This window comes from Zobellia nedashkovskayae (genome assembly GCF_015330125.1).
GTDB classification, from domain to species: Bacteria; Bacteroidota; Bacteroidia; order Flavobacteriales; family Flavobacteriaceae; genus Zobellia; species Zobellia nedashkovskayae.
This window is the reverse complement of sequence record NZ_JADDXR010000002.1, coordinates 2,407,583-2,433,002: the sequence shown is the minus strand read 5'-3', so window position 1 is coordinate 2,433,002 and position 25,420 is coordinate 2,407,583. Positions and strand designations below refer to the sequence as shown.

Annotated in this window: 23 protein-coding genes; 2 read left to right on the top strand and 21 right to left on the bottom strand. The window is 36.8% G+C overall.

The genetic code is table 11. The annotated features are described in order from the left end of the window. Positions 1-26: 26 nt before the first annotated feature. Positions 27-2,006, bottom strand: coding sequence for a DNA primase (gene dnaG / locus IWB64_RS10155; RefSeq protein ID WP_194533898.1), 1,980 nt, complete (start codon positions 2,004-2,006; stop codon positions 27-29). 67 nt (positions 2,007-2,073) lie between these two features. Continuing rightward, a complete protein-coding gene (locus IWB64_RS10150; protein WP_194533897.1) occupies positions 2,074-3,345 on the bottom strand; it encodes a PQQ-dependent sugar dehydrogenase in 1,272 nt (423 codons plus the stop codon). Positions 3,346-3,568: 223 nt separating this feature from the next. On the opposite strand from IWB64_RS10150, the gene IWB64_RS10145 reads away from it, so the two are divergent. Both IWB64_RS10145 and IWB64_RS10140 read left to right on the top strand, forming a co-directional pair. Next, a complete protein-coding gene (locus IWB64_RS10145; protein WP_194533896.1) occupies positions 3,569-3,994 on the top strand; it encodes a hypothetical protein in 426 nt (141 codons plus the stop codon). 58 nt (positions 3,995-4,052) lie between these two features. Then, positions 4,053-4,661, top strand: a complete 609-nt coding sequence (locus tag IWB64_RS10140) for an SIMPL domain-containing protein (RefSeq protein ID WP_194533895.1) — start codon at positions 4,053-4,055, stop codon at positions 4,659-4,661. A gap of 116 nt (positions 4,662-4,777) precedes the next feature. Here IWB64_RS10140 and IWB64_RS10135 read toward each other — a convergent pair whose 3' ends face one another. The 19 genes from IWB64_RS10135 to IWB64_RS10045 all read right to left on the bottom strand — a co-directional run bounded on the left by IWB64_RS10135 (position 4,778) and on the right by IWB64_RS10045 (position 25,419). After that, positions 4,778-5,755 carry a polyprenyl synthetase family protein gene (locus IWB64_RS10135; RefSeq protein WP_194533894.1) on the bottom strand — a complete coding sequence of 326 codons (978 nt, stop codon included), beginning with the start codon at positions 5,753-5,755 and terminating at the stop codon, positions 4,778-4,780. Positions 5,756-5,940: 185 nt separating this feature from the next. Further along, the gene (gene rlmN, locus IWB64_RS10130; protein ID WP_194533893.1) at positions 5,941-6,981 is read right to left on the bottom strand and encodes a 23S rRNA (adenine(2503)-C(2))-methyltransferase RlmN; all 1,041 of its coding nucleotides are present in this window, start codon (positions 6,979-6,981) and stop codon (positions 5,941-5,943) included. Between the two features lie 86 nt (positions 6,982-7,067). After that, the gene (gene queA, locus IWB64_RS10125) at positions 7,068-8,117 is read right to left on the bottom strand and encodes a tRNA preQ1(34) S-adenosylmethionine ribosyltransferase-isomerase QueA (RefSeq protein ID WP_155597669.1); all 1,050 of its coding nucleotides are present in this window, start codon (positions 8,115-8,117) and stop codon (positions 7,068-7,070) included. A gap of 171 nt (positions 8,118-8,288) precedes the next feature. Then, a complete protein-coding gene (aroA, locus tag IWB64_RS10120) occupies positions 8,289-9,518 on the bottom strand; it encodes a 3-phosphoshikimate 1-carboxyvinyltransferase (RefSeq protein WP_194533892.1) in 1,230 nt (409 codons plus the stop codon). A gap of 104 nt (positions 9,519-9,622) precedes the next feature. Continuing rightward, a complete protein-coding gene (locus IWB64_RS10115; protein WP_194533891.1) occupies positions 9,623-9,949 on the bottom strand; it encodes a nucleotide pyrophosphohydrolase in 327 nt (108 codons plus the stop codon). Then, complete coding sequence (locus IWB64_RS10110) at positions 9,915-11,978, bottom strand: DUF3857 domain-containing protein (RefSeq protein ID WP_194533890.1); 2,064 nt, start codon at positions 11,976-11,978, stop codon at positions 9,915-9,917. The genes IWB64_RS10115 and IWB64_RS10110 overlap by 35 nt, the downstream gene beginning before the upstream one ends. Positions 11,979-12,009: 31 nt before the next feature. After that, positions 12,010-13,920 (bottom strand): DUF3857 domain-containing transglutaminase family protein, encoded by a 1,911-nt coding sequence (locus IWB64_RS10105; protein WP_194533889.1) that lies wholly within the window; start codon positions 13,918-13,920, stop codon positions 12,010-12,012. 80 nt (positions 13,921-14,000) lie between these two features. Continuing rightward, positions 14,001-14,453, bottom strand: a complete 453-nt coding sequence (gene dtd / locus IWB64_RS10100) for a D-aminoacyl-tRNA deacylase (protein WP_194533888.1) — start codon at positions 14,451-14,453, stop codon at positions 14,001-14,003. 35 nt (positions 14,454-14,488) lie between these two features. After that, on the bottom strand, positions 14,489-15,442 hold the full coding sequence (rsgA, locus tag IWB64_RS10095; protein ID WP_194533887.1) for a ribosome small subunit-dependent GTPase A: 954 nt from the start codon (positions 15,440-15,442) through the stop codon (positions 14,489-14,491). A gap of 235 nt (positions 15,443-15,677) precedes the next feature. Beyond that, a complete protein-coding gene (locus IWB64_RS10090) occupies positions 15,678-16,760 on the bottom strand; it encodes a bifunctional 3-deoxy-7-phosphoheptulonate synthase/chorismate mutase type II (protein WP_194533886.1) in 1,083 nt (360 codons plus the stop codon). Further along, positions 16,760-17,620, bottom strand: a complete 861-nt coding sequence (locus tag IWB64_RS10085) for a prephenate dehydrogenase (RefSeq protein WP_194533885.1) — start codon at positions 17,618-17,620, stop codon at positions 16,760-16,762. The genes IWB64_RS10090 and IWB64_RS10085 overlap by 1 nt, the downstream gene beginning before the upstream one ends. A 23-nt stretch (positions 17,621-17,643) precedes the next feature. Next, positions 17,644-18,789 (bottom strand): pyridoxal phosphate-dependent aminotransferase, encoded by a 1,146-nt coding sequence (locus tag IWB64_RS10080; RefSeq protein WP_194533884.1) that lies wholly within the window; start codon positions 18,787-18,789, stop codon positions 17,644-17,646. Beyond that, entirely contained in the window at positions 18,786-19,613 is an 828-nt protein-coding gene (locus IWB64_RS10075) for a prephenate dehydratase (RefSeq protein WP_194533883.1), read from the bottom strand. Before IWB64_RS10075 ends, IWB64_RS10080 begins: the two co-directional genes overlap by 4 nt. Before the next feature lie 561 nt (positions 19,614-20,174). After that, the gene (locus tag IWB64_RS10070; protein WP_194533882.1) at positions 20,175-20,642 is read right to left on the bottom strand and encodes a hypothetical protein; all 468 of its coding nucleotides are present in this window, start codon (positions 20,640-20,642) and stop codon (positions 20,175-20,177) included. A 111-nt stretch (positions 20,643-20,753) separates the two neighbouring features. Continuing rightward, positions 20,754-21,995: a serine hydrolase domain-containing protein gene (locus IWB64_RS10065; protein ID WP_194533881.1), complete on the bottom strand. Its 1,242-nt coding sequence runs from the start codon at positions 21,993-21,995 to the stop codon at positions 20,754-20,756. 83 nt (positions 21,996-22,078) lie between these two features. Next, complete coding sequence (locus IWB64_RS10060; RefSeq protein ID WP_226975852.1) at positions 22,079-22,897, bottom strand: head GIN domain-containing protein; 819 nt, start codon at positions 22,895-22,897, stop codon at positions 22,079-22,081. A 13-nt stretch (positions 22,898-22,910) separates the two neighbouring features. Beyond that, positions 22,911-23,975 carry an acyloxyacyl hydrolase gene (locus IWB64_RS10055; RefSeq protein ID WP_226975851.1) on the bottom strand — a complete coding sequence of 355 codons (1,065 nt, stop codon included), beginning with the start codon at positions 23,973-23,975 and terminating at the stop codon, positions 22,911-22,913. Positions 23,976-24,078: 103 nt separating this feature from the next. Beyond that, on the bottom strand, positions 24,079-25,032 hold the full coding sequence (gene metF / locus IWB64_RS10050) for a methylenetetrahydrofolate reductase [NAD(P)H] (RefSeq protein ID WP_194533880.1): 954 nt from the start codon (positions 25,030-25,032) through the stop codon (positions 24,079-24,081). Positions 25,033-25,176: 144 nt separating this feature from the next. After that, a complete protein-coding gene (locus tag IWB64_RS10045; RefSeq protein ID WP_194533879.1) occupies positions 25,177-25,419 on the bottom strand; it encodes a hypothetical protein in 243 nt (80 codons plus the stop codon). Between the last annotated feature and the right edge of the window lies 1 nt (position 25,420).

Sequence of the window (25,420 nt, the reverse complement as noted above, 5' to 3'; positions counted from 1 at the left end):
AATTTTTAATGTTCACGAAGTTATAGTTAAGAAAATACTCGATTCAATTTCTTATTGAGCAGCTTATTGAGCTGTAAATAGTTCATGATTTCCTCTAGGGTTTCCCTATGGTCTTCTACGCTTTCTTTGGTATTATCTTGCAAAGCGGTCATGCGCTTTTTAATGAGAAAACAACGTAAGGTCAAAATAGTCTCGCTTACCAACTGCGCTACCCCTACTTCCTTTTTTTTAGGATAGATATCTTTCCGTTCCCAACTATGTAATGTATATTTTTCTTCCTCCATTAAGATTGAAGAAATTTCGGATACCAACTGTTGATCAAGGCCACTCAGAAATTTACTTATAGTAAAGTCTGCCTCTTGATTCAATGCCTCAATAAGTTTAGAATAAATCTGCCGAAACTGTTCATTGGCCAATTCAATCTCATCATCCTGAAGATCTAAATAAATCTTTTCGTAAACTTTAGCTTCAACAGATTCCGGTTCCAACACCAAATCACCCGATTCACTTTCTTTCAGTACCAAATCTTCAAATTCTTCCTTTTCACCTCCGTACAACAATAATAACTCTATAATCTTGCGCTCCAACAAATATTGTACATCTACTTTTTCCTGCGGAGCTTCGTTCTTAACTACATCAAAGGCTTTTTGCTCTGGTTTTTGATTTTTAGAAGCATCCGAAGATTCTTTTTTACCCATCTGTGCCAGTGTACTGAATAGCACACCTTCCGATACCTTCATGATATTGGCACACTCCTGAATATAGATTTCCCGCTTTATGGCATCCGGTATTTTTGAAATACTCTGTATGATATCCCTAACCGTATCCGCTCTCTTTATAGGGTCGTTGGCTGCTTCTTGAGCCAAAAGCCCCGCTTTAAACTGTATAAAATCCTGTGACTTTTCCTCTAAGTAGAGCTGTACATCTTCTAGGGCATTATTCTTGGCAAAACTATCTGGATCCTCCCCTTCTGGAAAAGTACAGACCTTTACGTTCATTCCTTGCTCCAAAATCAAATCTATACCACGTAAAGATGCCCGTAGACCCGCTGCGTCGCCATCAAAAAGAACAGTGATGTTTTTGGTTAACCTATTTATCAAGCGAATTTGATCAGGTGTCAATGCCGTACCACTAGATGAAACTACATTATGGATTCCCCTTTGATAAAACTGAATAACATCTGTGTAGCCTTCCACCAAATAGCAATTATCCTCTTTGGCTATAGACTGTTTGGCATGATAGATTCCGTAAAGCACCTTGCTCTTATGGTAAATATCGCTTTCTGGAGAATTCAGATATTTGGCTGCCTTTTTATCATTTCCAAGAATACGGCCTCCAAAACCCAATACTCTACCACTCATAGAGTGTATAGGAAACATTACCCGCCCTTTAAAACGATCGAACGTCTTAGGGTTATTTGGGTTCTGAGCGTCTTCTTTAACGATTGTAAGGCCTGTTTGCTGCAGGTACTTTAATTTATACCCGTTATCCAAAGCCGCCTTGGTAAAACCATCCCATTGATCCAGACAATATCCAAGATTAAATTTTTTTATAATCTCTTCAGTAAAACCTCTCTCCTTAAAATAGCTAAGCCCAATGGCCTTGCCTAATTCCGTATCCCAAAGCATTTGAGCAAAATGCTTTTGGGCGAATTCCGAAACCAGATACATACTTTCACGCTCATCTGCTTCTTGCTTTTGCTCATCAGTACGCTCGGTCTCCTCTATTTCAATATTATACTTTTTAGCCAAGTACTTTATAGCCTCAGGATAAGTAAAGTGCTCATGTTCCATTAAAAACGCTACCACGTTACCCCCTTTTCCACTACTAAAATCTTTCCAAATCTGCTTTACGGGAGACACCATAAAACTTGGTGATCGTTCATCAGAAAAAGGACTAAGTCCCTTAAAGTTAGACCCTGATTTTTTCAATTGTACAAAATCGCCAATAACCTCCTCTAAACGGGCGGTCTCGTAAACTTTATCAATTGTGTTTTTTGAAATCAAATCAGTTAAAAATAAAAATAGTGTCTAAAGATAAGACACTATTCCACATTTAAAAATTAGGATTTATCTAATTAGCTTTAATTCTCCAAATTATCCCGCTATCATCATCATTTACCAGAAGAGAACCATCTGTTGCCACCGCAACACACACAGGCCTTCCATACACCTCACCAGCCTCCTCATTTGCAATAAAACCAGAAAGAAAATCTTTTGGCGCTTGAGGCTTGCCATCAATAAAAGGCACAAAAACCACCTTATAACCAGAAAACTGAGCTCTGTTCCAAGAACCATGTTGACCCACAAACGCCCCATTACTATATTTTTCAGGAAACTGATTTGCTTTATAAAAAGTTAAACCTAAAGAAGCGGTATGGCTACCCACTGGAACATCCGGAATAATTGCCTTATCTACCAGATCTTGGTGTGGGTCATCTTGCCAGCGTGGATCATTTATACTACCATAATAGCTATATGGCCAACCATACCAACCACCTTTCTTAACACTTGTGATATAATCTGGCACTAGGTTATCTCCTATTTTATCCCGCTCGTTTACTGCTGTCCATAATTCTTCTGTCACTGGGTTCCAATCCATACCAACTGGATTCCTCAATCCATCTGCATAAACGATTTCTCCCGTTCCATCTAAATTGACTTCAAGAATATTGGCTCGTCGCTCTTCTTTCTCCATTCCTTGTTCACCCACGTTGCTAGCCGAGCCAACAGAAATATAAATTTTATCTCGGTCCTTATTGGTAATTATATTACGAGTCCAGTGATTATTATAACCACTAGCCGAGAGTTCCACTATTTTCTCCCCATCGCCTCTAAGTTTTGTTTGACCTTCCTTATAAGGATAACGATATAGCCCATCCGTATTTGCTATGTAGAAAAAATCATCAATTACCAACATACCAAAATTCTGGTTGAGACCCTCTTTAAAAAGATAGCGATTATCAACGATACCATCTTCATCTGAATCCCGGAGCAATGTAATTTGATTGGCGCTGTTCTTCGTATCTGCTTCCGCTACAAATATATCATCATTAGGTGCGATATATGTCCACCGTGGATGTTTCAAATCATCCGCAAATCTTGTTACTACGAAACCTTCAGGCGCAACTGGTATTTTGTCTTCTGGCCAACCTATTACTTTGCTCTCCTTCGTGACAGATTTAGATGAGAAAGGCGCCACTAGCTCTAAAGACCCTATGGCTGTTTTTACTGTTGTAGGGCCGCTATTCGCTAATTCTTTTTTTTCCTCCTTTGAAACCTTCGTTTCTTCTTTGCAAGCAACAAAAGAACTACAGACCAATAAAAGTAAAAGTATTTTTTTCATATTAGAAATTTTGAATAAAACTAATATTACCTCCTGTGAAGCGATTGCTTTATCCAAATGAATACAGGCTCTATCAATCCATATTTAAACAACAACCCTATCTTGTTACCCCCTATTTTCAGGGATATCATTTTCGCTAGCGAAAGGGAATTTTACCAGGATTCATTATCTCAACTTTGTACCATAGATTTTTAACCCTATTACAAACTTAAAAAACAAAATTATGATCTGGGGAATTGCATTAGTCTTATTAAGTATCGTAGCTGTACCATCTTTATTATTATCGAAAAAACCAAACGCAAAAGAACTCTTGGAAAAAGTAGAACCCTACCAAGGCTGGATTGGCATTATATTCTGCTTTTGGGGCGTCTGGGGTATCATTACGGCCATTTTAAACTTAGGATGGTTAAGTACATCACCAGTTTGGTGGATTACTTTTTTAGCAGGTAATCTAGTTTCTGCAGGATTGGGTTTCATGTTAGGCTCAGGTCTAATCAATAAATTTTTCTTATCCAATAATGCAGCGGCACGAGTTAGAGCGGAAGAGCTACGAGAAACAATTGCTCCTAAACAAGGAAAACTAGGACTATTGGGCATAGCTGTAGGAAGCTGGATGATTATTGCTTCTTTTTTATTCTCTGTAGCATAAGTTTCTATTCACTAAAACCGTTAAACAATTAAATCAACAACTTTATAAAAATAACATCATGAAAAAAGTAATAACAAGTATAATATTAATGGTATTCTCATTTATGGCCTTTGCCCAAAATAATTCTAAAAATAACATTAACGTTAATGGCGCTTACGAGTATAGTATTTCCCCTGAATATTCCAGCAAAATGATTGTAAGCCTTAATAATGTGTATTACGATGCACAGACCATGAATATTGAAGAAGTAAAAAATAGATATATTGAAAATTTGGCCAAAGCAGGTATAAAGAAGGAACAGCTTAAAGAAATGCCTCTTTATTATGCGCTTATCGGTTACGAAAAAGAAGGTACCGTTTATGAGTTCAAAACGAAGTCTATAGAAGAAATGGAGAAATTTCTTAATGTAAAAGCTATTGGCGTTACCCGTTCAGACACAAATCTTGAAGCTCAATTGAGCGACGAGCAAATGGCTGAATACGCAAAACTAGCTTTTGACGATGCCAAAGTTAAAGCGACCGCTATTGCACAAAAAATTGGAAGAAAAATTGGAGAAGCTATATACATTAACGATACGAATCCACAGAAAATAGCAGAATCTATGTACTACGGAAACTCAGAACAAAAGAAAATGTATTACTTATCTGTTTCTTTTGAGTTGTTATAAAGTGTGATTATTTATTAGAAAAATTAAGCCTTCGTAGAATCCCTCAATCATGGTATTTTAACGGAGGTTTTTTTTACTGATATTTTGAAGTCAATAAAAACTAAAGGATAATGAAATTACTTTTTTCGGTCCACCACGTAGTTCACCATTAATTCAAGTGAATCTCTATAGGTTGATTTTGGATAAGTAGATAGTATTTTTAACGCCTCTTCCTTAAAATGCAGCATTTTTTGAACAGCATAATCTAAGCCTCCATTATCCTTTACAAAAGCAATAACTTCTTTAACTCGCTTCTTATCTTTATTGTGGTTTTTCACCGAATTGATAAGCCACTTTTTATCTGATTTTGAACAAACATTAAGTGTATGTATTAAAGGCAAGGTCATTTTTTGCTCTTTAATATCTATTCCTGTAGGTTTTCCTATTTTCTCTTCCCCATAATCAAAGAGGTCATCTTTTATCTGAAAAGCCATCCCACAAAGCTCACCAAACTTTCTAAAGGTTTCCACATCTGATGATTGTGGTTGAACTGAACAAGCTCCCAAACTACAGCACGCAGCAATTAAGGTGGCGGTCTTTTGACGGATGATGTTGTAATACACATCTTCGGTAATATCCAAACGTCTTGCTTTTTCAATTTGCAGCAATTCGCCCTCACTCATTTCGCGTACTGCAACGGATATAATTTTAAGAAGATCAAAATCTTCATTATCTATAGACAGCAAAAGTCCTTTTGACAATAGGTAATCACCCACCAAAACAGCAATCTTATTTTTCCATAGGGCGTTTATAGAGAAAAAGCCCCGGCGCTTATTGCTTTCATCAACTACATCATCATGCACCAAAGTAGCTGTATGAATGAGCTCTATTACCGATGCACCACGATAGGTACGCTCGTTAACCTCACCATTGTTGAGCATCTTTGCCGTAAGAAATACGAACATGGGCCGCATTTGCTTACCTTTTCGGTTTACAATGTAATAGGTTATGCGGTTCAGTAGCGCAACTTTTGAAGACATCGCCTCACGGAACTTTTCCTCGAAAATTTCCATTTCGTGATTTACAGGCTCCTTAATTTGCGATACTATTTTCAAAAATTCAAGTTTTGTTTGCTACCTATTTTAAGCGCATAAATTTAGGTAAAAAGAAAAGAGTACATCGTATGCTCACATCAGTAATCACAAAAAGCATAAAAGTTATACCTATATAAATTTCAATGTAAGAAATATGTACTAATTGAAGCAGAAATATAAGTACAAGAATTTGAATTGCCTATTGCTTATTGCTTATTGGCCAACTGACCACAAGCTGCATCAATATCTTTACCTCGTGACCTTCTTACAGTTACTACAATACCGTTTCTTTCCAAGGTATTCACGTACATATCTATTGCACTATTTGAGGCCTGTTGAAACTCACCATCATCTATAGGATTGTACTCAATAAGATTAACTTTTGAAGGCGCAAATTTACAGAAGCTCACTAAGGCATCCACATCAGACTGAGAATCATTAATTCCCTCCCAAACCACATACTCATAGGTAATCCTACTTTTTGTTTTGGAATACCAATATTCCAATGCTTCTCGCAAATCTGCTAAAGTAAAAGTAGCGTTGAAAGGCATAATTGACGTACGAATCTCATCAATAGCAGAATGTAACGAAACCGCCAGTTTAAATTTCACTTCATCGTCTGCCATTTTACGTATCATCTTGGGTACGCCAGATGTAGAAACGGTAATACGCTTAGGAGACATACCTAAGCCTTCCGGAGAAGTAATCTTGTCTATGGCTTTTAATACATTGTTATAATTCATGAGCGGCTCGCCCATACCCATAAAAACAATATTGCTCAAAGGTTTATCAAAATACAGGCGACTCTCATTATCTATGGCAACCACCTGATCGTATATTTCATCAGGATTTAGATTACGCATACGTTTTAAACGCGATGTTGCACAAAACCGGCAATCAAGACTACAACCAACTTGACTAGATACACAAGCCGTAGTTCTGGTTTTAGTTGGAATAAGAACCGATTCCACCACTAAATCATCATGCAAACGAACGGCATTTTTAATCGTGCCATCACTGCTGCGCTGCATTAAATCTACCTTAATGTGGTTGATCACAAAATTAGCTTCTAGCATATCTCTAGTCTCTTTTGAGAGGTTAGTCATCCCCTCAAAAGAATGAGCCGCTTTCTGCCACAGCCATTCATACACCTGATTACCACGAAAAGCCTTGTCTCCATTAGAAACAAAGAAATCGCGTAATTGTTCTTTAGTAAGTGCCCGTATGTCCTTTTTTTGTGCCTTCACATTTTAGAAGCTAAAAACCCTTCTATACTTTTCAATAAAATATAAAGAAGGGTTTTAAAATTTATGTTTTTACCAGTTTGGTAAAACTAGATAATTAGCATTGCATCACCATAAGAATAGAACTTGTACTGCTCTAAAATTGCCTCTTTGTATGCTTTCTTCATCAAATCATGACCTATGAAAGCAGATACCATCATCAACAAAGTTGATTTTGGCAAGTGAAAATTAGTAACCATACAGTTAGCAATACTGAATTCGTATGGAGGAAAGACAAACTTATTTGTCCAACCATCAAAAGTATTCAATGTATGTTGAGAAGAAACCGCACTTTCAAGTCCACGCATTACTGTAGTACCTACAGCACAAATACGTTTTTTCTTTTTCTGTGCATTATTAACTATCTCCGTAGCTTTCTCATCAATAAAAAGCTCTTCGCTATCCATTTTGTGCTTAGACAAATCTTCAACTTCAACAGGATTGAAAGTACCTAAACCAACGTGAAGCGTTACTTCTGCAAAATCAACTCCTTTAATCTCAAGGCGCTTTAATAAGTGCTTTGAGAAGTGAAGACCTGCAGTTGGTGCTGCAACAGCTCCTTCATGCTTTGCATATATAGTTTGGTAACGGTCCTCATCTTCCGGCTCTACATCTCTCTTGATATATTTTGGCAACGGAGTTTGACCTAATTCACGAAGTTTTCTTCTAAAATCGATATACGAACCATCATAAAGAAAACGCAATGTTCTACCTCTAGATGTTGTATTATCAATAACCTCAGCTACTAACGTCTCATCTTCTCCAAAGTACAATTTGTTACCGATACGTATTTTACGGGCTGGATCAACAAGAACATCCCAAAGACGTTGTTCCTCGTTTAATTCACGCAGTAAAAACACTTCGATTCTTGCACCAGTTTTCTCCTTATTCCCGTATAAACGAGCAGGAAAAACCTTGGTGTTATTCAAAACCATTACATCGCCTTCATCAAAATAATTGATAAGGTCTTTGAACATTTTATGTTCTATTTTTCCGGTTTCACGGTGAATAACCATTAGTTTGGACTCATCCCTGTTTTCAGCAGGGTACTCGGCCAATAAATTATCAGGTAATTCAAAATGGAAGTGCGATAGTTTCATCTATGAAATTTAGTTAAGAGTTTTGCGGTTGCAAATATACGATGTGCGGATAGGGGTTGTCAAGTAAAACACCGATTATATTGACACATACCTTTTTACCATCGTCAATTAATTAACCAACTAATTACAAAAAAGCAAAATTATACCCGCAAGAACTTGAATTGCAAATACTTATACAGATTTAGACACAAACCCCAATTTCTCTAAATCTTTCCAAAAATCTGGGTACGATTTTGAAACTACTCCTGCATCATTAACAAACAACGGCACTTTCATTGCCAAAGGAGCAAATGCCATTGCCATTCTATGATCATTGTAGGTATCTATAGCAATATCCGTATGCATTGTATCAGATAAACTTAATGTCAGCTCTTTGTCCGTAACCGTAATGTTCGCACCAAGTTTTGAAAGTTCTGTATGTAATGCTTCCAGGCGATCAGTTTCTTTAATTTTAAGGGTATGAAGTCCCGTCAAATGACACTCCATTCCCAAACCAAAACATGTAACAGCTATGGTTTGGGCAATATCAGGCGCGTTGCTCAAATCAAATTGAACCTTTTGCTCTTTCGGGTTTTCAGTTTTTCTAAGAATTACACTATTTCCTTTGAATTGGGTCTCTACGCCAAATTCGGTATATAACTCCTGAAGCGCGCTATCCCCTTGGAGGCTATTATTTTTATATGCGGATAAAGTAATTTTACTCCCCACCTCACTCAAAGCTACAATACTATAATAGTAAGAAGCAGAACTCCAATCAGACTCAACCACCAAATTAACATTCTCAACACTTGGTTTTGGAGAGACCTTAATCGTGTTTCCTTCAAATGAATTTTCAACACCTATTTGAGATAAAAGAGCCAATGTCATTTTTATATAAGGAACAGAGGTAATCTTGCCCACCAGTTCCAATTCTAAACCATTTTGAAGGCTTGGAGCAATCAACAAAAGAGAAGAAATATATTGGCTACTAATATTAGCAGGAAGGCTTACTTGGCTTTTTACCAGTTTCTTACCTTTTATACGAATTGGAGGATATCCATCATTTTTTTCATACGAAATTTCAGCACCTAAATTCTGTAACGCTTCCACCAAAACCTTTACAGGCCTTTCGGTCATACGTTGTGACCCTGTAAGGGTTACTTCTTTTCCTTCTTGCGAAGCAAAATAACCAGTAAGAAAACGCATTGCGGTACCAGCATGATGAATATCTACTACGCCGTTCTCTATCTTAAGTCCCTTTTGCATAACCTCGGCATCATCAGAATTTGAAAGGTTTTCTATGCTAATATTCGGGTACAACGCTTGCAACAACAAAGACCGGTTAGACTCACTTTTTGAGCCAGTAATCTGAATGTTATTATGTAGTAATTTGTTTGACGGAGCGGATAGGTGTAGTTTCAAAAGCTGTTCTCTTTAATAGATTCTTAAAATAGGTAGATTTGCTTCCAAATCTACCTCTCTACCCTAATGTAGACAGGGTAAAATTCAAGTTGCCAAATATAGCACTATTTAAGCTTTTCATTATTGTGATGACGGTCATGATCTCGTTTTGTTTTCAAATCGAGTTTTTTGTCAAAAGCATCTTGAAGGTCTACACCTGTTTGATTAGCCAAACAGAGCGTAACAAAAAGAACATCGGCTAATTCTTCTCCAAGATCTTTATTCTTGTCCGACTCTTTTTCACTCTGCTCACCATACCTACGCGCAATAATACGAGCCACCTCACCTACTTCTTCCGTAAGTTGTGCCATATTAGTAAGTTCGTTAAAATAACGAACGCCGTGCTCTTTGATCCAGTTATCTACCCTTTCCTGAGCTTTCTGTAGTTCCATTAGAAGTAATTTTTGATAAAACTACTTTTTCTGTTTGTTTTTCAACGATATTTTTAAACAATTCTTTTAAGCCATTATAGTAGTTTGCAGGTATCACCGCTTGGTTTATCTTAACATCAACCCTAAGTTGTAATGTCGTTCCATTATCAAGAATCTGATATTGAAATCCTCCTATTTTATCAACCATTGTCAAATTCTCATTTTCCGGTAAAGATGTGACTTCGTAACCTTCAGGAATGGTAATGTTCACTATATATTTCTCTCGCCAAGGAAATGTAAAATCTATTGGATATTCTCTTTCTTCCAGTTTAAAAGGGTTTTCGTTCATCGTAAGATGAAACAAAGGTGAAAAGTATATTTTATCCCCCACAACGTCTGCTTGATTGTCTAAAGAAAAACTATAACTCTCTAATATAGGCTTACCTTTACCGTCTTTATTTTTAATAGAGTAATCAGATATTTCCATTCCATGGTTTTTGTTTTCCAATTTCTCTAGGTAATCATCTTCAACACTATTTGCATATTTATTTCTGAACAAATAGGCATTATAGTCTTTATTAGTATGCCTTTGCTTACCCTCTATACTCCCATTTTCTTTTAACCTAACACTTAATTGTACACTTTCCTCAGAAAGGTTGTAAGGAAAAAGATTTACGGAAACTGAAGACCCATCTTTTTGAATCTTCTTTCCGTACCAGTTTAGCGCTCGTGTGGGTAATAAATTAGGTCTAGCATACTTGTTGGTTGCATCTAACAATAGTAAATTTCCATCCATTTCAACCGAAGCAATTACGTAGTTAAAACCTTCTCTAGTGGGAGACATTGGCACCCCATGATTTCTTGTACTTACCAATACAGGGTTAGCGTTCAGGCCAGCTCCTTGGAGCATTGCGGTTAATATAAGATTGATGTCTGCTATATTTCCAGTTCGCTCCTTATAAGCAGTTTTAACTCCTTTATCTACATAATATCCGTATATATTATTCCAATTCATGCGCCCCTGCACATGTGAGAAGATAGCCCCCATCAATTCAGTCTCAGTCGATGTTTTACCCCGTAAAATTTCGAGGTCATCTTTAAAATATTTTGTAGATTTTAATTGCCCTCCAAAACCATCACTTTTATATATTTTCTTAATTACATCTTCCCATGTGGTGGTATAATTTTCCTGTAGTTGCTGAGGAAATTTTACATACTGAAGTTCATAGTTTACCGAACTTCTATAATTATCCATATCGTTCACGTAAGGCTCCTCATTTAAAGCAGGTACGTTGGTCATATTATAATCTGTAGTATTTACTTTATAATCTATACTTTGATTTGAGTATTCTGTAGATGTTGCTCCCCATCCTCCTCCACTTGTAGTTCTAGATTTATTTGTGAAATTTATTTTATCAGACTTTGTACTATACTTTGGATTCACCGCTAGATATCCTTTCATGTTTGGTTTAAAAACAAAATACTCTGGAGCTGAAATACTGATTTCTTGCTGTTTTATAGGTATGTCATATTGAAGTGCAATTTCATCTATTGAATAATAGAAGGGCGATGTTATTCTATATTGATACTCAATTACACAACCTTCTTTTACATTTGGAAGTGTAAATTTTTCTTCATTTCTATATTTATTCAATTCAGTAGTGAAAACAGCGGATTTTTCCATTTTGCTCTTTTCAATTTTACCATTCTTCCATGAATAGGTGTATGCTTTTAACCCAGAAACAGTTTCTATATCATTATTATTTCTGTATAACGACTGAGATACCGTGGCATAATCAAACCCTGCTTTATCATAGATTTTAATTCTCTCAAATACTTCTGTAACCACATTAAATCCAGTGCCACTACTATATTTAAATCTAATTTCCTTACTTCTATACAACACAGTAGCAGCAGCAGAAGAATCACTAGGATTAAAGGTTTCCTTTATCTCTTCTTCGGAAACTTTTCCGAATTTAAAATCCTGTGCGTTTCCAGAAAATGAAATGGTTAGAAGAACCAACAAAGCGGTTGTTCGAAATTGTATCATACGAATTGGTTTTTTAAGTAAAGAGGTTTGGTTATTTTTTAAGAAGAACAATCTGTGCGTTATCCGCACTTGCAATTTCTTTTCTAAAATCGCGATATTCTTTATATTTATCCTTTGGGTAATACCCTTTTTTAAGCAAAAATCTTCTTTTTAATTTCACAGAATGATTATCTGTATTCTGCTCAAAACTTACGGAATACGTGCCAAATTCATTTTCAATTTCCTTAGCGTTTGGCAGCGCCTCTACTATGTACCCTGTAGGAAGTTGTATTGTAAAAATATCTTCATCTAAAAAACCTCTTTGAATTTCAAAAGGCAATTTTCTATTACGATAACGATCAGGTACAACATTTTGATTATTAAACGCATTTGCGGTAAATAGAATTCTATCTCCACTAATTGAAGCATAGTTTGATGCACTAAGGGAAATGTCTTCAGTAAAGACTACATCGTTTGTATTGTTATCAAAATGATAGTTTGCAACAGCTAGGTTGTTAATGGAACTCCACCTACTCTTAAACTGCTTTACAATATCCTCATCCATTTTTTCCTTTAACCTAAAATGCGCGTTATACTGGCTTCCTTTTGTCACAAGATGTGTTTTGCCGGAAATACTACCATCAGGCTTTAATTCATATGATGCCATAATAGATTGATAATTATCTTCATTAACGTAAGCCGTGGTTGTTACGATGTCGCCTCCCTCGGGTTTTACAATCATCACTTTTCTATCGTCTGTAAAAGTCCCAATATATCCAAACGGGAGAATCTGGGATGTACAATCTACCCAGTAGTAAGTTTCATTATATGGGATGGCTAAAATAATATGATTGCCCTGGGCTAAATCAGCAAAATCATCTTCAAAATCAACTTTATCTCCTCCGGCTTGCACGACAGCGTAATAGGATGTAACCCCCACTTCTTTTAAAAGTGCTTTAGTATAGTTAGAAAGACCTTTGCAATCACCATACTTTACTTTATCTACCTCAATTGCCGAAATGGGCTGTAGGCCGCCAATACCAATTTGGACGCTAATGTATCTTGTATTATCCTGAACGTATTTATAAATGATTTTCGCTTTTTCAAGATCATCATCTACCCCCAAAACCAACGCCTTCGCTTTTGCTACAGTTTGCGGACTAAGTTCATCTCTACCTGATAAAAGGTTATTATCCACCCAAGACCCCATATCCTTCCAGTTACTAATAGATGCATCAAATCCTTTATAATGAAAATTAGGTATCCGAGCCATTAACTTAGGACTGATTTTCTCAAAAGACGGACTCATACCTTCCCTTTTCATAGCCGGAATAGTTTGGGCCGTGTAGGTTATAGAATTATTTGTTTCCTTTTTATCAAATTCTAAACTCTCTAGATTTTTTTCATAAATTACGGGTTTTTGACCTGCATCCGCATAAACTATAGAATAATGACTTTTTTCAACACTTACTGTAAATCCGCTTAAAAAATACCAAGAGGGAATAGACCCGGTATCAGATGTTTCGTATTCATAATTAAATTCTATAGTGTATGGATAACTTATAGGAGTGTAATTATAGTACAGTTTGCGATAGTCAATATACAGTGAAAAACCATCTACGGCATTTACGTCTTTAAAATCCTTTTTCTTGATTTTTTCAATCTCGTTGCCAACTGCATCGTAGACCACGATATTCATGCTCTTTATTTTCTTTGAACTATCATATCCCAGACCAGTTCGAGCATTACGATTGCCTAGTTTATTTAACACCGTAATAACCTGTTTGTTTTTAACGGTCATTTTTTGTTGAGACAGAATCTCAACATCTAATTGATCTAGACGAACAACGGCATTTGCGTTTTCCGTTAAAACTTTATTAATAAAAAGGGAATTGTATTTTAATTCTTGCGCATAGGAAAGAGAGCTCAAGAATAGTAGAGAGAATAATAACGATAGTCGCATTGATTGGTTTTGGTTGTGAAAATCCAACGTAAAACACATATTTTTCTTACAAAGCGAAGAAAAAAATCGACGAAACGACGTTATTCCCTGTTTTTTGTATCTATTGCAATAGTAACCGGGCCATCGTTTAACAAATCTATCTTCATATCTGCTCCAAAAATACCGGTACCGATTTTCTTGCCTAAATCTATTTCTACCTGCGCTATAAACTTTTCATATAAAGGAATAGCAATATCAGGTTTTGATGCTTTTATATACGAGGGTCTATTGCCTTTTTTAACAGCGGCATGCAATGTAAACTGACTTACAACAATGGCATCTCCCCCATTATTCATAAGCGATTCGTTCATGACACCATCAGCATCACTAAATATTCTAAGATTTACGATTTTGCGAGATAGCCATTCAATATCTTCTTGACCGTCTGCATCTTCAATGCCCAGTAATATTAGAAGTCCGTTTTGTATTTCTGAAATTATTTTGCCGTCTACTGTTACACTGGCTCTTGAAACTCGCTGAATAATGGCTCGCATTGCTCTTAATCTGGTATTTCTAATTCTTCTAAATGCTATTTTTTAACGTCATGAATATCAACCCTGTAATTCTCATCATCGCCGGTTATCATTTGCACATAACTTCGGTAACGGCTCCAAGCTACTTCATCATTCTCCAACGCATCTTTTACCGCACATTTGGGTTCGTCTATATGTAAGCAGTTATTAAACTTACAATTCCCTTTGAGTTTGAAGAATTCAGGAAAGTAATCTCCTATTTCCTCCTTTTTCATATCAACGATACCAAAACCTTTAATACCCGGTGTATCTATAATACGAGCACCAAAATCTAAATCAAACATTTCGGCAAACGTTGTAGTATGTTGACCTTGCAGATGTTGCCCAGAAATTTCCTTAGTTTTTATGTCAAGTTTAGGCTCTAGGGTGTTCACTAATGTAGATTTACCTGCACCCGAATGACCTGCAAACATACTTGTTTTACCAAGCATCATTTCTTTTACCTTGTCTACATTTTTACCGGACTTCGCCGAAATACCAACACAGGTATAACCTATTTTTCTATACAGCTCTGCCAAGTACTTAATCTCTGCCAACTCTTCAATAGCGTAGCTATCTACTTTGTTAAATAGTAAAACAGCAGGAATATCATAAGCTTCGGCAGTAGCCAAGAAACGGTCAATAAAAACAGTGTGGGTTGTTGGGTTATTTAAAGTAACAAGCAAAAATACTTGATCTAAGTTGGCCGCAATAATATGCGTTTGTTTTGAAAGGTTTACGGATTTCCGAATGATGTAATTCTTACGGTCATCAATGCTATGAATGGTTCCTACAGTAGCATCACCTAATTGTTCTATCTCAAACGCCACTGTGTCGCCAACTGCAATAGGATTCGTACTTTTTATACCCTGAATCCTGAATTTTCCCTTAATACGGCATTCGTAATATTCACCATCTTGTGCTTTTACGGTATACCAACTCCCAGTAGATTTATATACGATTCCTTTCATGCAGTTACTTGGTTTTCAAGTAGAGTGCAAAATAACGCTTTTTTATGCTAAACATGGCCTTCATTAGGTTGTTATAAGGTTTTGTTGATTTCATCTAGTTCCCGTAAACTCCCAATAACATTTCTAAAATAGTTTCATTGAAGTATATTTAAATCGAAAAAATCATATTCCTCCATAAAAAAACACGGCTCATCAAAAGATAAGCCGTGTTTAATAAATGTGTATATAACTAATACTAGCCGTTTACAATCTTCTCTTGATGATTGATAGATTCTTGGTGAATGGCCTTAAACATCTTAAGAATAAATTCTTCGCTCAATCCTTTTGATTCCCCTTCAAGAATCATAGCACCAAGAATTTGGTTCCATCGGTTAGATTGTAGCACTGCTACGTTCTTTTGTTTTTTCAACTCACCAATACCATCTGAAACTTTCATACGTTTGCCCATAGCCTCGATCAACTGATTATCAAGAATATCTATCTGAGCTCTTAAATTGCTCAACTTAGCATTGTATTCTGCTTCACTATCAGTTTCTTTTCTGATTTTTAGATCCCTCATGATTTGCACCAATTTTGCTGGTGTTACTTGCTGAGCAGCATCACTCCAAGCATTGTCAGGGTCAAAATGAGTCTCGATCATTAAACCATCAAAGTTTAAATCTAATGCAGTTTGCGAAACATCAAAAATCATGTCGCGATTACCGGTAATATGTGAAGGATCACTAATCAATGGTAAATCAGGAAATTTATTTTGAAACTCAATAGCCAATTGCCATTCAGGAATGTTTCTGTACTTTGTTTTCTCATAGGTAGAGAAACCCCTATGAATAGCTCCTAATTTTTTGATTCCAGCGGTATGTAAACGCTCTATACCACCTAACCATAAAGCTAAATCTGGGTTAACCGGATTTTTCACCAATACAATCTTATCAGTACCTTCTAAGGCATCTGCTAATTCTTGCATGATAAATGGACTCACAGTTGAACGTGCGCCAACCCACAACAAATCTACATCGTGCTCTAATGCCAACTCTACATGCGCGCGGTTAGCAACTTCTGTTGCCGTTTTCAAACCTGTCTCTGCCTTAACTTTTTGCAACCACTTTAAACCAAGTGCGCCAACACCTTCAAAGTTACCTGGTCGTGTTCTTGGTTTCCAGATACCCGCTCTGTAGTAATTTACATCGGTATCTTTTAACTCGTGCGCAATACGCAACACTTGTTCCTCGGTTTCAGCACTACATGGCCCTGCTATTACTAGTGGATGGTCTAAACCCATATCATCCAACCATGTTCTCATTTCTTTTGAATTCTCCATTACTTCTTGTTTAGTGGTATTCCGTTTAAAATTTCCTTTATTTTATTAGTGTCGTTCATTTCGTTAAAAATTCCCGTGTAATCTCCTTTTTCCAGCAGGTGTTTAAACTCCTGTAGGTTTTGTATATATTCGGTCAAAGTTTCGACCACATTCTCTTTATTCTGTTCAAAAATAGGCGTCCACATGGCCGGTGAACTCTTTGCTAACCTAACCGTGCTCTCAAAACCACTGCCCGCCATGTCAAAAATATCACGTTCATTTCTCTCTTTATCAATTACGGTCTTTCCCAACATAAAAGAGCTGATGTGTGACAAATGAGACACGTATGCAATGTGCTTATCATGTGCTTCTGGATTCATATAACGAATACGCATTCCTATCTCTTGAAAAAGCTCTAGAGCCCTTTCTTGAAGTTTAAAAGCCGTTTTTTCTACCTCGCAAATAATATTGGTCTTACCTACATATAAATTTTCAATAGCTGCCGTGGGACCTGAATGCTCGGTACCCGCAATAGGATGCGCTGCTAAATAATTTCTGCGCTTTGGATGTGAATCTAATGTTTTACAAATCAAACTTTTTGTAGATCCACCATCAAAAACCACGCAATTATCATTTACTGCATCCAATATTTTTGGAAGCTCTGTAATCATTACATCTACAGGAATACTCACAATAACCATATCTGCAAGACCCAAGTCTGCATAACTCGATTCTAAATCTATTACACCTAAATCTAATGCTTCCTTTATATGCGAAGCACTTGTATCTACCCCGTAAATTTTGCTCTCTGGACGTAGACGTTTGATGTCCTTTGCGAAAGAACCGCCTATTAACCCAACACCAATTATAAAAACGTTCATTTTATCAACTATAATTCGCCTGTCTAAAACCGACTAATTGCTTCTTTAATTTTATCTTCTGTCACACATAATGAGAAACGAATATATCCTTCGCCATTACTTCCGAAAATAGTTCCTGGCGTAATGAAAAGATTCTTTTCATACAATACCTCATCTATAAATTCTTCGGCAGATTTGCTTCCTTCCGGCAATTTTGCCCAAATAAACATCCCAACAGCATCAGCATCGTACGTACAATTTAACTTGTCCGCTAATTGGTACATTAATGCTCTCCTAGAACTATATAGCTCATTCAACTTATCAAACCACTCTTGACCACTTTTCAGTGCCTCAATGGCTCCTTTTTGTATTCCGTAAAACATACCGGAATCCATGTTGCTTTTTACCTTTAGTACCGCATTAATATGTTCTGCACTACCTAAAACCATACCTACACGCCAACCGGCCATGTTAAAGGTTTTACTTAAAGAATTAAGCTCCAACGCTACATCTTTTGCCCCATCAACAGCCAAAATACTGGCTGGCGAATCATTCAGCACAAAACTGTACGGGTTATCGTTCACCAAAAGAATATCATTCTTTTTCGCAAAAGCAACCAACTTTTTAAACTGGGCCTTTGTGGCCGTTGCTCCAGTTGGCATGTGTGGGTAGCTCGTCCACATAATTTTCACCTTAGTTAAATCATGCTCTTGTAATTCTTCCAAATCTGGGAACCATCCGCTTTCTGCAGTCAGGTTATAATATTTAGCCTCTGCGCCTACCAATTTTGTAACCGACGTATATGTTGGGTATCCTGGATTAGGAATTAAAGCTATATCGCCTTCATTTAAAAAAGCCATACTAATATGCATAATACCTTCTTTGGAGCCCATTAATGGTAAAATCTCCGTAGATGCATCTAGCGTAACTCCAAATTTTAAGTTATAAAAGTCAGCTACGGCCTCACGTAATTCAGGTAGACCTTGATAACTTTGGTATTGATGCGCGCCACTTTCTAAAACGGCATCTTGAATGCTTTTAATTATTGATTCAGATGGAGCCAAGTCAGGACTACCGATACCCATATTGATAACAGGTCTTCCTTCGGCAATCAAACCACGTACCTCTCTAAGCTTCTTTGAGAAGTAATATTCTTCAACTGTATGTAAACGATTAGCCGTCCGTATCATATTCTAGCATTTTTATATTCACCCAATACCTTAAAGTCTTCAGCCATGATGTTCAACAGTGCTTTTGCCTTGTCAAAATTGTTGTAATCTTCAAAAGTTACGTCCACAAAAAACGCATACTTCCATGGTGTCTCTATTATGGGCAACGACTGTATTTTTGTCAAATTCAATCTGCAATCGCTCATGACATTAAGCACAGCCGCAAGACTTCCGCGTTTATGGTCTGTTACGAAGCGTACCGAAGCTTTGTTAATTTCCTCTTTTGGAAGCTCCTTATTTTTTGTTTTTACAATGATAAAACGGGTTGCATTATTTTGAATGGTCTGTATGTTGTCCGCTACGATGTCCAAATCATATAAACTGGCCGCGACTTCCGGTGCTATTGCTGCAATATGTGTCAATTGTTGGTCCTGAATACGCTTTGCAGTTTCGGCCGTATCTACATCTTCCACCATTTTAATATGCGGATAATCACCAAAAAATTCCTTGCATTGCAGTAATGCCATTGGGTGTGAACGAACCTCTTCTATATCGGATATTTTTTGCCCCTTTAAAACCATCAAATTGTGATGGATGTTTAGGTAATGCTCCCCTACAATATGTAAGTCTTTATGATAAACTAGTGCGTAATTGGGAATGATTGAGCCTGCTATGGAATTCTCAATAGCCATTACTCCTATATCTGCCGTTTTTTTCAGTAGTTGGTCCACCAAGAAATCAAAAGACATGCATTCAACCATATCCACATTATCGTCAAAATACTCTCGAGCCACTTGATGGTGGTTAGATCCCTTAATTCCCTGAATGGCTACTTTTAATTTCATAACTGACTTTCTTCTTGGTGATGACAAATTTTTAAACTGATATTCCGAATAGATATTGAACAAAAAAAGTCCCGTTTTACACGGGACTTTAATTTGTTTATATCATGCAATATTTTACAACAGTCCCATACCTCTCTTAAAAAAGAAGTAAAAATAAAAACCGCTAAAAAAGAATTGCTTTGTCATAACACACTTAAACTTCGGCTAAAGTAACAATTAAATTTAAAAATAAACTGATAGAGCACATTTTTTTCAATTTTATATCTAACTCGCAGTCAGACTATGGCCTAATTTTGAATTCCATAGTTCTCATACTCGTTAAAAAAATACAATATTACTTTATCTCTTATTTTTAATGGAGCACTACGCTAAACTTTTAGTAAGCTCCTTGCAGAACCCTTTTATTAAAAGAAATACCTAACATTTCTTTGCTGTATCATATTTATAAGCGTTATCATTATCACCAAAAATATTAAAAGCTTCTTAGCAGAACTTACATCTAAACAAAAAAAACCTGAAGTCATAAATTGACTTCAGGTTTTTTGAATATGATGAGTTTGATTAAAACTTCAAAGCCAATCCTACTCCATTTTCATTAACAGCAGGCACCATCCGGAACGAAGTTCCGTTACCAACACTATCATTATAGTTCAATATTGCTTCTTTTTTGTTTTTCATGGCATGGTGAAAGAAAATAGAACCAATGATTGCCGTTCCTCCAAAAGCAATTGCAGGTGCGACTACACTCTTATGGTCGTTCTCATTCACTAAGAACCAAATTGCCGTTCCAAAATTTGCAGCTCCGGCTATCATACCTCCAAACATTTGTTTCTTGGATTTTTCCCAGTTCACTTGCGCGACTTGGCTCTCGGACATTATTTTGTCAATTTCTTTCCAGGTCAATTTATCTTTGTCTTGATAAAATTCAGGACCCCACATTCCTGAGAATGAAGTTATTTCCTGTGCTGTCATAGTCAAGGCAAAAAGCCCGCATCCAAGAGTTAAAATGATTAATTTTAAATTTTTCATAGCTTTTTTTTATAAAGCTAAATCATTTGAACACAGTAGTCAACCCTTTAACTCTGAGAAAAGCAGATGAATCAATTATTTACGTATTAGAATTAAAATCCAGTCCAAAACTTACTGAATAGCTTCATCAGAAGAAATAAGATGGCTTATAATTTCATCTAGTTCAGGTTGGATTTTAGGATTTGTACAGTTGGTTAGAATAGAGAATACCATTTGTTCCTTAGGATATACAAAGAAATTAGAGTACCCGCCAACACCATTACCCACATGACCGTAAAAAGGCCTTCCTTTTGAATCTTCACTCACTTGCCACCCTAAACCGTAATAAACAGAAGCACCATTAACCTTTTGAGCCGTAAGAAACTCGTTTTGCAGTGCACTATTCAAAACTTGACCATCAAGATAAGCTTGCCCAAATTTGGCTATATCCTCTGTTGTAGAAAGAAAACCACCACCCGCCAATTTGTAGAAATTATCTACGGGGATAGCCTTCCTAAATCCTAATCTGTTTTTGGAGTAGAAAGTCACCACATCGCTTGCTCTCGACTGCGATCGAGCTGACGCTGCATTGTTCTCATGAGAAATGGACTGCGCTTCTGGAGTAGGCTCCTCATCTTGCTCATCAAAACTGAATTGAATTTGACCTGATTCTTCAATTAATTCAGAATTTGATTGTTGTTCCTCTTGTTGACCAGACTGAGCGTAGTACAAGTCAGGCCAAAACGTATGGTCCATTCCCAACGGCTGCAAGACTTTCATTTTAACATATTCTTCAAATGGCACTCCGCTCGCCTCCTGCATTGCCAAAGAAATCAGAACCCAGTCAAAACTATTGTAGAGATAGTCCGTTCCCGGTTTAAAAAGGAGTTCATCATCCTTAAAAAGCTCAATACTCTCCTTAATAGAATATGGTTTATTAAGCCCATACTCAGTACCTCTATACCCTCTTATTCCCGCAGTATGGCTTGCCAATTGACGAATAGTAAAGTCGTTTTTCTTTTTTGGGTAATACGGAACATATGTATAAAAAGAAGCATCCAAATCTATTAATCCTTCTGCTACCATATGTGCTAAGGCAGCAGCCGAAATAGGTTTTGAAACACTGGCAATTCTAAAAACCGAAGTTTGAGTATTTATGGAAGTTTTCTTTTCCATATCTTCAAACCCATATCCTTTTTGAAAGTAACGCTCTCCGTTTTTTAAAACGGTAATTGCCAACCCCGGAACTTTTTCATCTTTGACCAAGCCCGTTAAAAGAACATCGGCAGCAACCAATCCGTTCAGTGAAGGTTCATCACCTAGAATGTGCTTTTTTGCGAGTAGGTTTTTAATATATTTTAGAATCGGATTCATATCGCTTTTTGATCAGGGCAAAGTTACAGATTGCATCTGTGCGCATACCAATTTCACTTACAGAACTTTTGGCTAAGAAGAAATTACTCAAACACCAATCGCCCTTTATACAACTCTTCCACATCAACTTCCGCAGGTTGGTTTGAACTAAAAACATCACCAACTCCACGAATTACACCTTTTATAGACTGCTGCGGGTTAACGAACATATCATTTGAGCCTCTGTGATTTAGTGTCACGTTTTGAGCTAATAAATCTGCAGCATCAATTCGCGAGTCTCCCGCTGCTACAGTCAAGCTTAAGTTATCTGTAGCACCTTTCAATTTAAAATAAGCTATACCATTCACCACTACGCTCAAGGTTTCAGTGTCTACTTCTAAATCAAATTCCCCATCTGTAGTTTGCGCTTCTGGATCGGCAAAACTTTCTGACAAGAGTGTTAACCGTGAATATCCCAAGACACCATCACTCGTAATGGGCCAGCCTGTACTACTACGTATCTCGGTAATATTAGGTGAGGTTACATAGATTTTTGTAACACCATAATCTCTAAAGTAATTGCAATCATTGGTATCCCGTAAAAGCAAACGTCCATCTACAACCTCTGCAGTAACTTCGTTTCGTAATACACTTCCGGTCTCAATTTCAACCTTCTGTACTGCTCCCTGTTTTACGATTAACGTAACGTTTTCAAAAACCGTAATCTTGGTGAAATCATCAACAGCGACTTCTTCACGAACAATATCACCCGTATTCTGAAAACAGTCCGAAGCATTTTCTCCGTTGCACGAAAAGAACAAAACAATACCACACAGCATTACAAAAAAACGAGACATACGCATAACCGCACCAACACCTAAAAGTGTGGTTCTGCTTTCTCTGTTTTTTAATTCTCTTACCATATTTCGTACCACTTTACAATCTAACGCCTATTCCAAATTCAACAGCTTCCGCTGCAGCGCCATGTGACTTTAGGCTTACAACGCCAAACACTTTCTTTCCAAAATAACGTTTCAAACTAACACGGTTATATACCTTTCCTTCAAAATCAAAAGGGTAATACACATAGTAACCCAATTGGGTTCCTATAGAAAGTTTATTGATAAAAAGTTCGTGACCTACAAAGATGCCCACCCGTTTAAAATCGGTATCTGGGTCAATATTATTTTCTGGAAATGCAATGGTTTGATACTCTATGAGCTCCTTTAAAAAGTTACTAAAAAAAACATCTGCACCTAACTGAATGGCACTTCTACGGCCTAACCGCTTATCTGCATAACCAGAGAAAATATAGAATGGATACTGGCCATGACCTATATTATCACTTTGGTTTACTCCTGCTCTAAAAATAAGATTATATTTAATTGGCTCGGTGACCCTCACCTTCTCTCGCAGTATATATTCTGTGTCTTTACCTTCTAAAGTATATGTCAATCCTGCAGTAAAAGCAAAAGTATTGGTAGAGGTATTAGGTGCCTTTACGTTTGCATTTGAGAAATGCATAATAGAAATACCGGCCTTAAAACCTAGACCCTTATAAATATTCTCTTTGTGATAATTTAGCATTACATAGTTAGAGCTCAATATTCTAGTACCATAGGCATTGTTCCTAAAATTGGTCTCCCGGTCATAAGGGTTGGTCATATATGCCAAACCTTGCGCTACTCTAAATTGAAGATTTCGTTTTAAAAAGTAAAAATTAAAATGTGCATATACAGCATAGGCCTCCCCCAGAACAGAACTGTTGGTGTTTTGGTAGATAAAGGAACCTCCCAAGTCTGGATAGTTGTACAACTGTTGCCATTCTTCAAGACCATAGGTCTTTCTGTTGTAGGCCAATATAAGACCCGCAGGGTGACCCTTAATTAAATGAGAAATATCCGGATTGTGCAGGATAATGGAACCGTAAAACTGGTCCGCTTCAAACGTATAACTGTTAAGTCTGTCGGTTTCTTGCGAAAAGCAATATCCAACACACATCAGAAAAAATAAAAACACCCTTGGGCCCATGGAGCGCAAAAATAATACTATTCGTTATTTTAAACCCAAGGTTCGGCCATATTTTCTTACAACGTTTGTATTTCTAAAAAAGCTGCTCTGCAATCGCTTTAATATTATCAGATTTACCCATTGAATAATAGTGCAATACGGGCACGCCCGCAGCTTTCAACTCTTTAGACTGCTGTATAGCCCATTCTACTCCAACCTTGCGCACATCTTTGTTAGAAGAGCAATCATCAACAGCATCAATAAGGTCCTGCGGCAAATCTATTCTAAAGACCTGTGGCAATAATTGCAAATGCCTTTTAACTGCAATTGGCTTAATACCCGGTATAATAGGAATGGTAATGCCCATTTTCTTGGCCGCGTCTACAAACTCAAAATACTTCTGGTTATCAAAAAACATCTGGGTTACTACGTAATCGGCACCGGCATCTACTTTTTCTTTCAGTCTTCTTAAATCTGATTTTAAAGAAGGAGATTCCAAATGTTTTTCAGGGTATCCTGCCACACCAATACAGAAATCTGCACAATTATCACTATCTACCGTATCGTGTAAATAATTACCACAGTTTAATTCATGTACCTGTTTTACTAAGTCTACAGCATAAGCATGCCCGCCTTTTGTTGGCTGAAAATATTTTTCATCTTTCATGGCATCACCACGCAATGCCATAATATTATCAATACCTAAGTAATGACAATCCACTAATAAATACTCTGTTTCCTCTTTCGTAAACCCACCACAAAGCACGTGTGGCACGGTATCTACATCATACTTATGTTTTATAGATGCACAAATTCCCACAGTACCAGGACGCATACGTGTCAGCTTTTTATCTAACAATCCGTCACGTTCCAAGTAAACGTACTCCTCACGGGAAGTAGTCACATCAATAAACGGAGGATTGAACTCCATTAAAGGATCAATGTTATCGTAAAGCTGTTGTATCTGGTGCCCTTTAACCGGTGGTATAATTTCAAAGGAAAATAAAGTTTTGTCCTTTGCTTTTTTTATGTGGTCCGTTATTTTCATGTATGCTGCCCTTTAAAATGGGAAATTTAATTTTTACTCTATTTTATTGCGTTCAAGCAGGCTATTCGCTAAATTTTTTAAAGCCAAATGGACTTCAAAAAGATATCGCTGCTATCCCTAACGCTTCTCTTTACTTTAAACTAATTATACGTCCGTGAGCATTTGCTTCACCTCTTCGTAACTTTCTAGGTATTCCCAATACATCCATCTGCCATCTAAATAATCGGTCAAAATATATTTTTCGCTTACCGATTTTATGCGATTCACCGCTACCAGCTTTTTAGAAAAACCTTCTACAACAATTCTTTCCTCAATTTCCTTATTATTCTGGTCATAACCATGGCTAATCCTAAAACTCCCCATGCTTACCTCTATGTATTTTTTCATA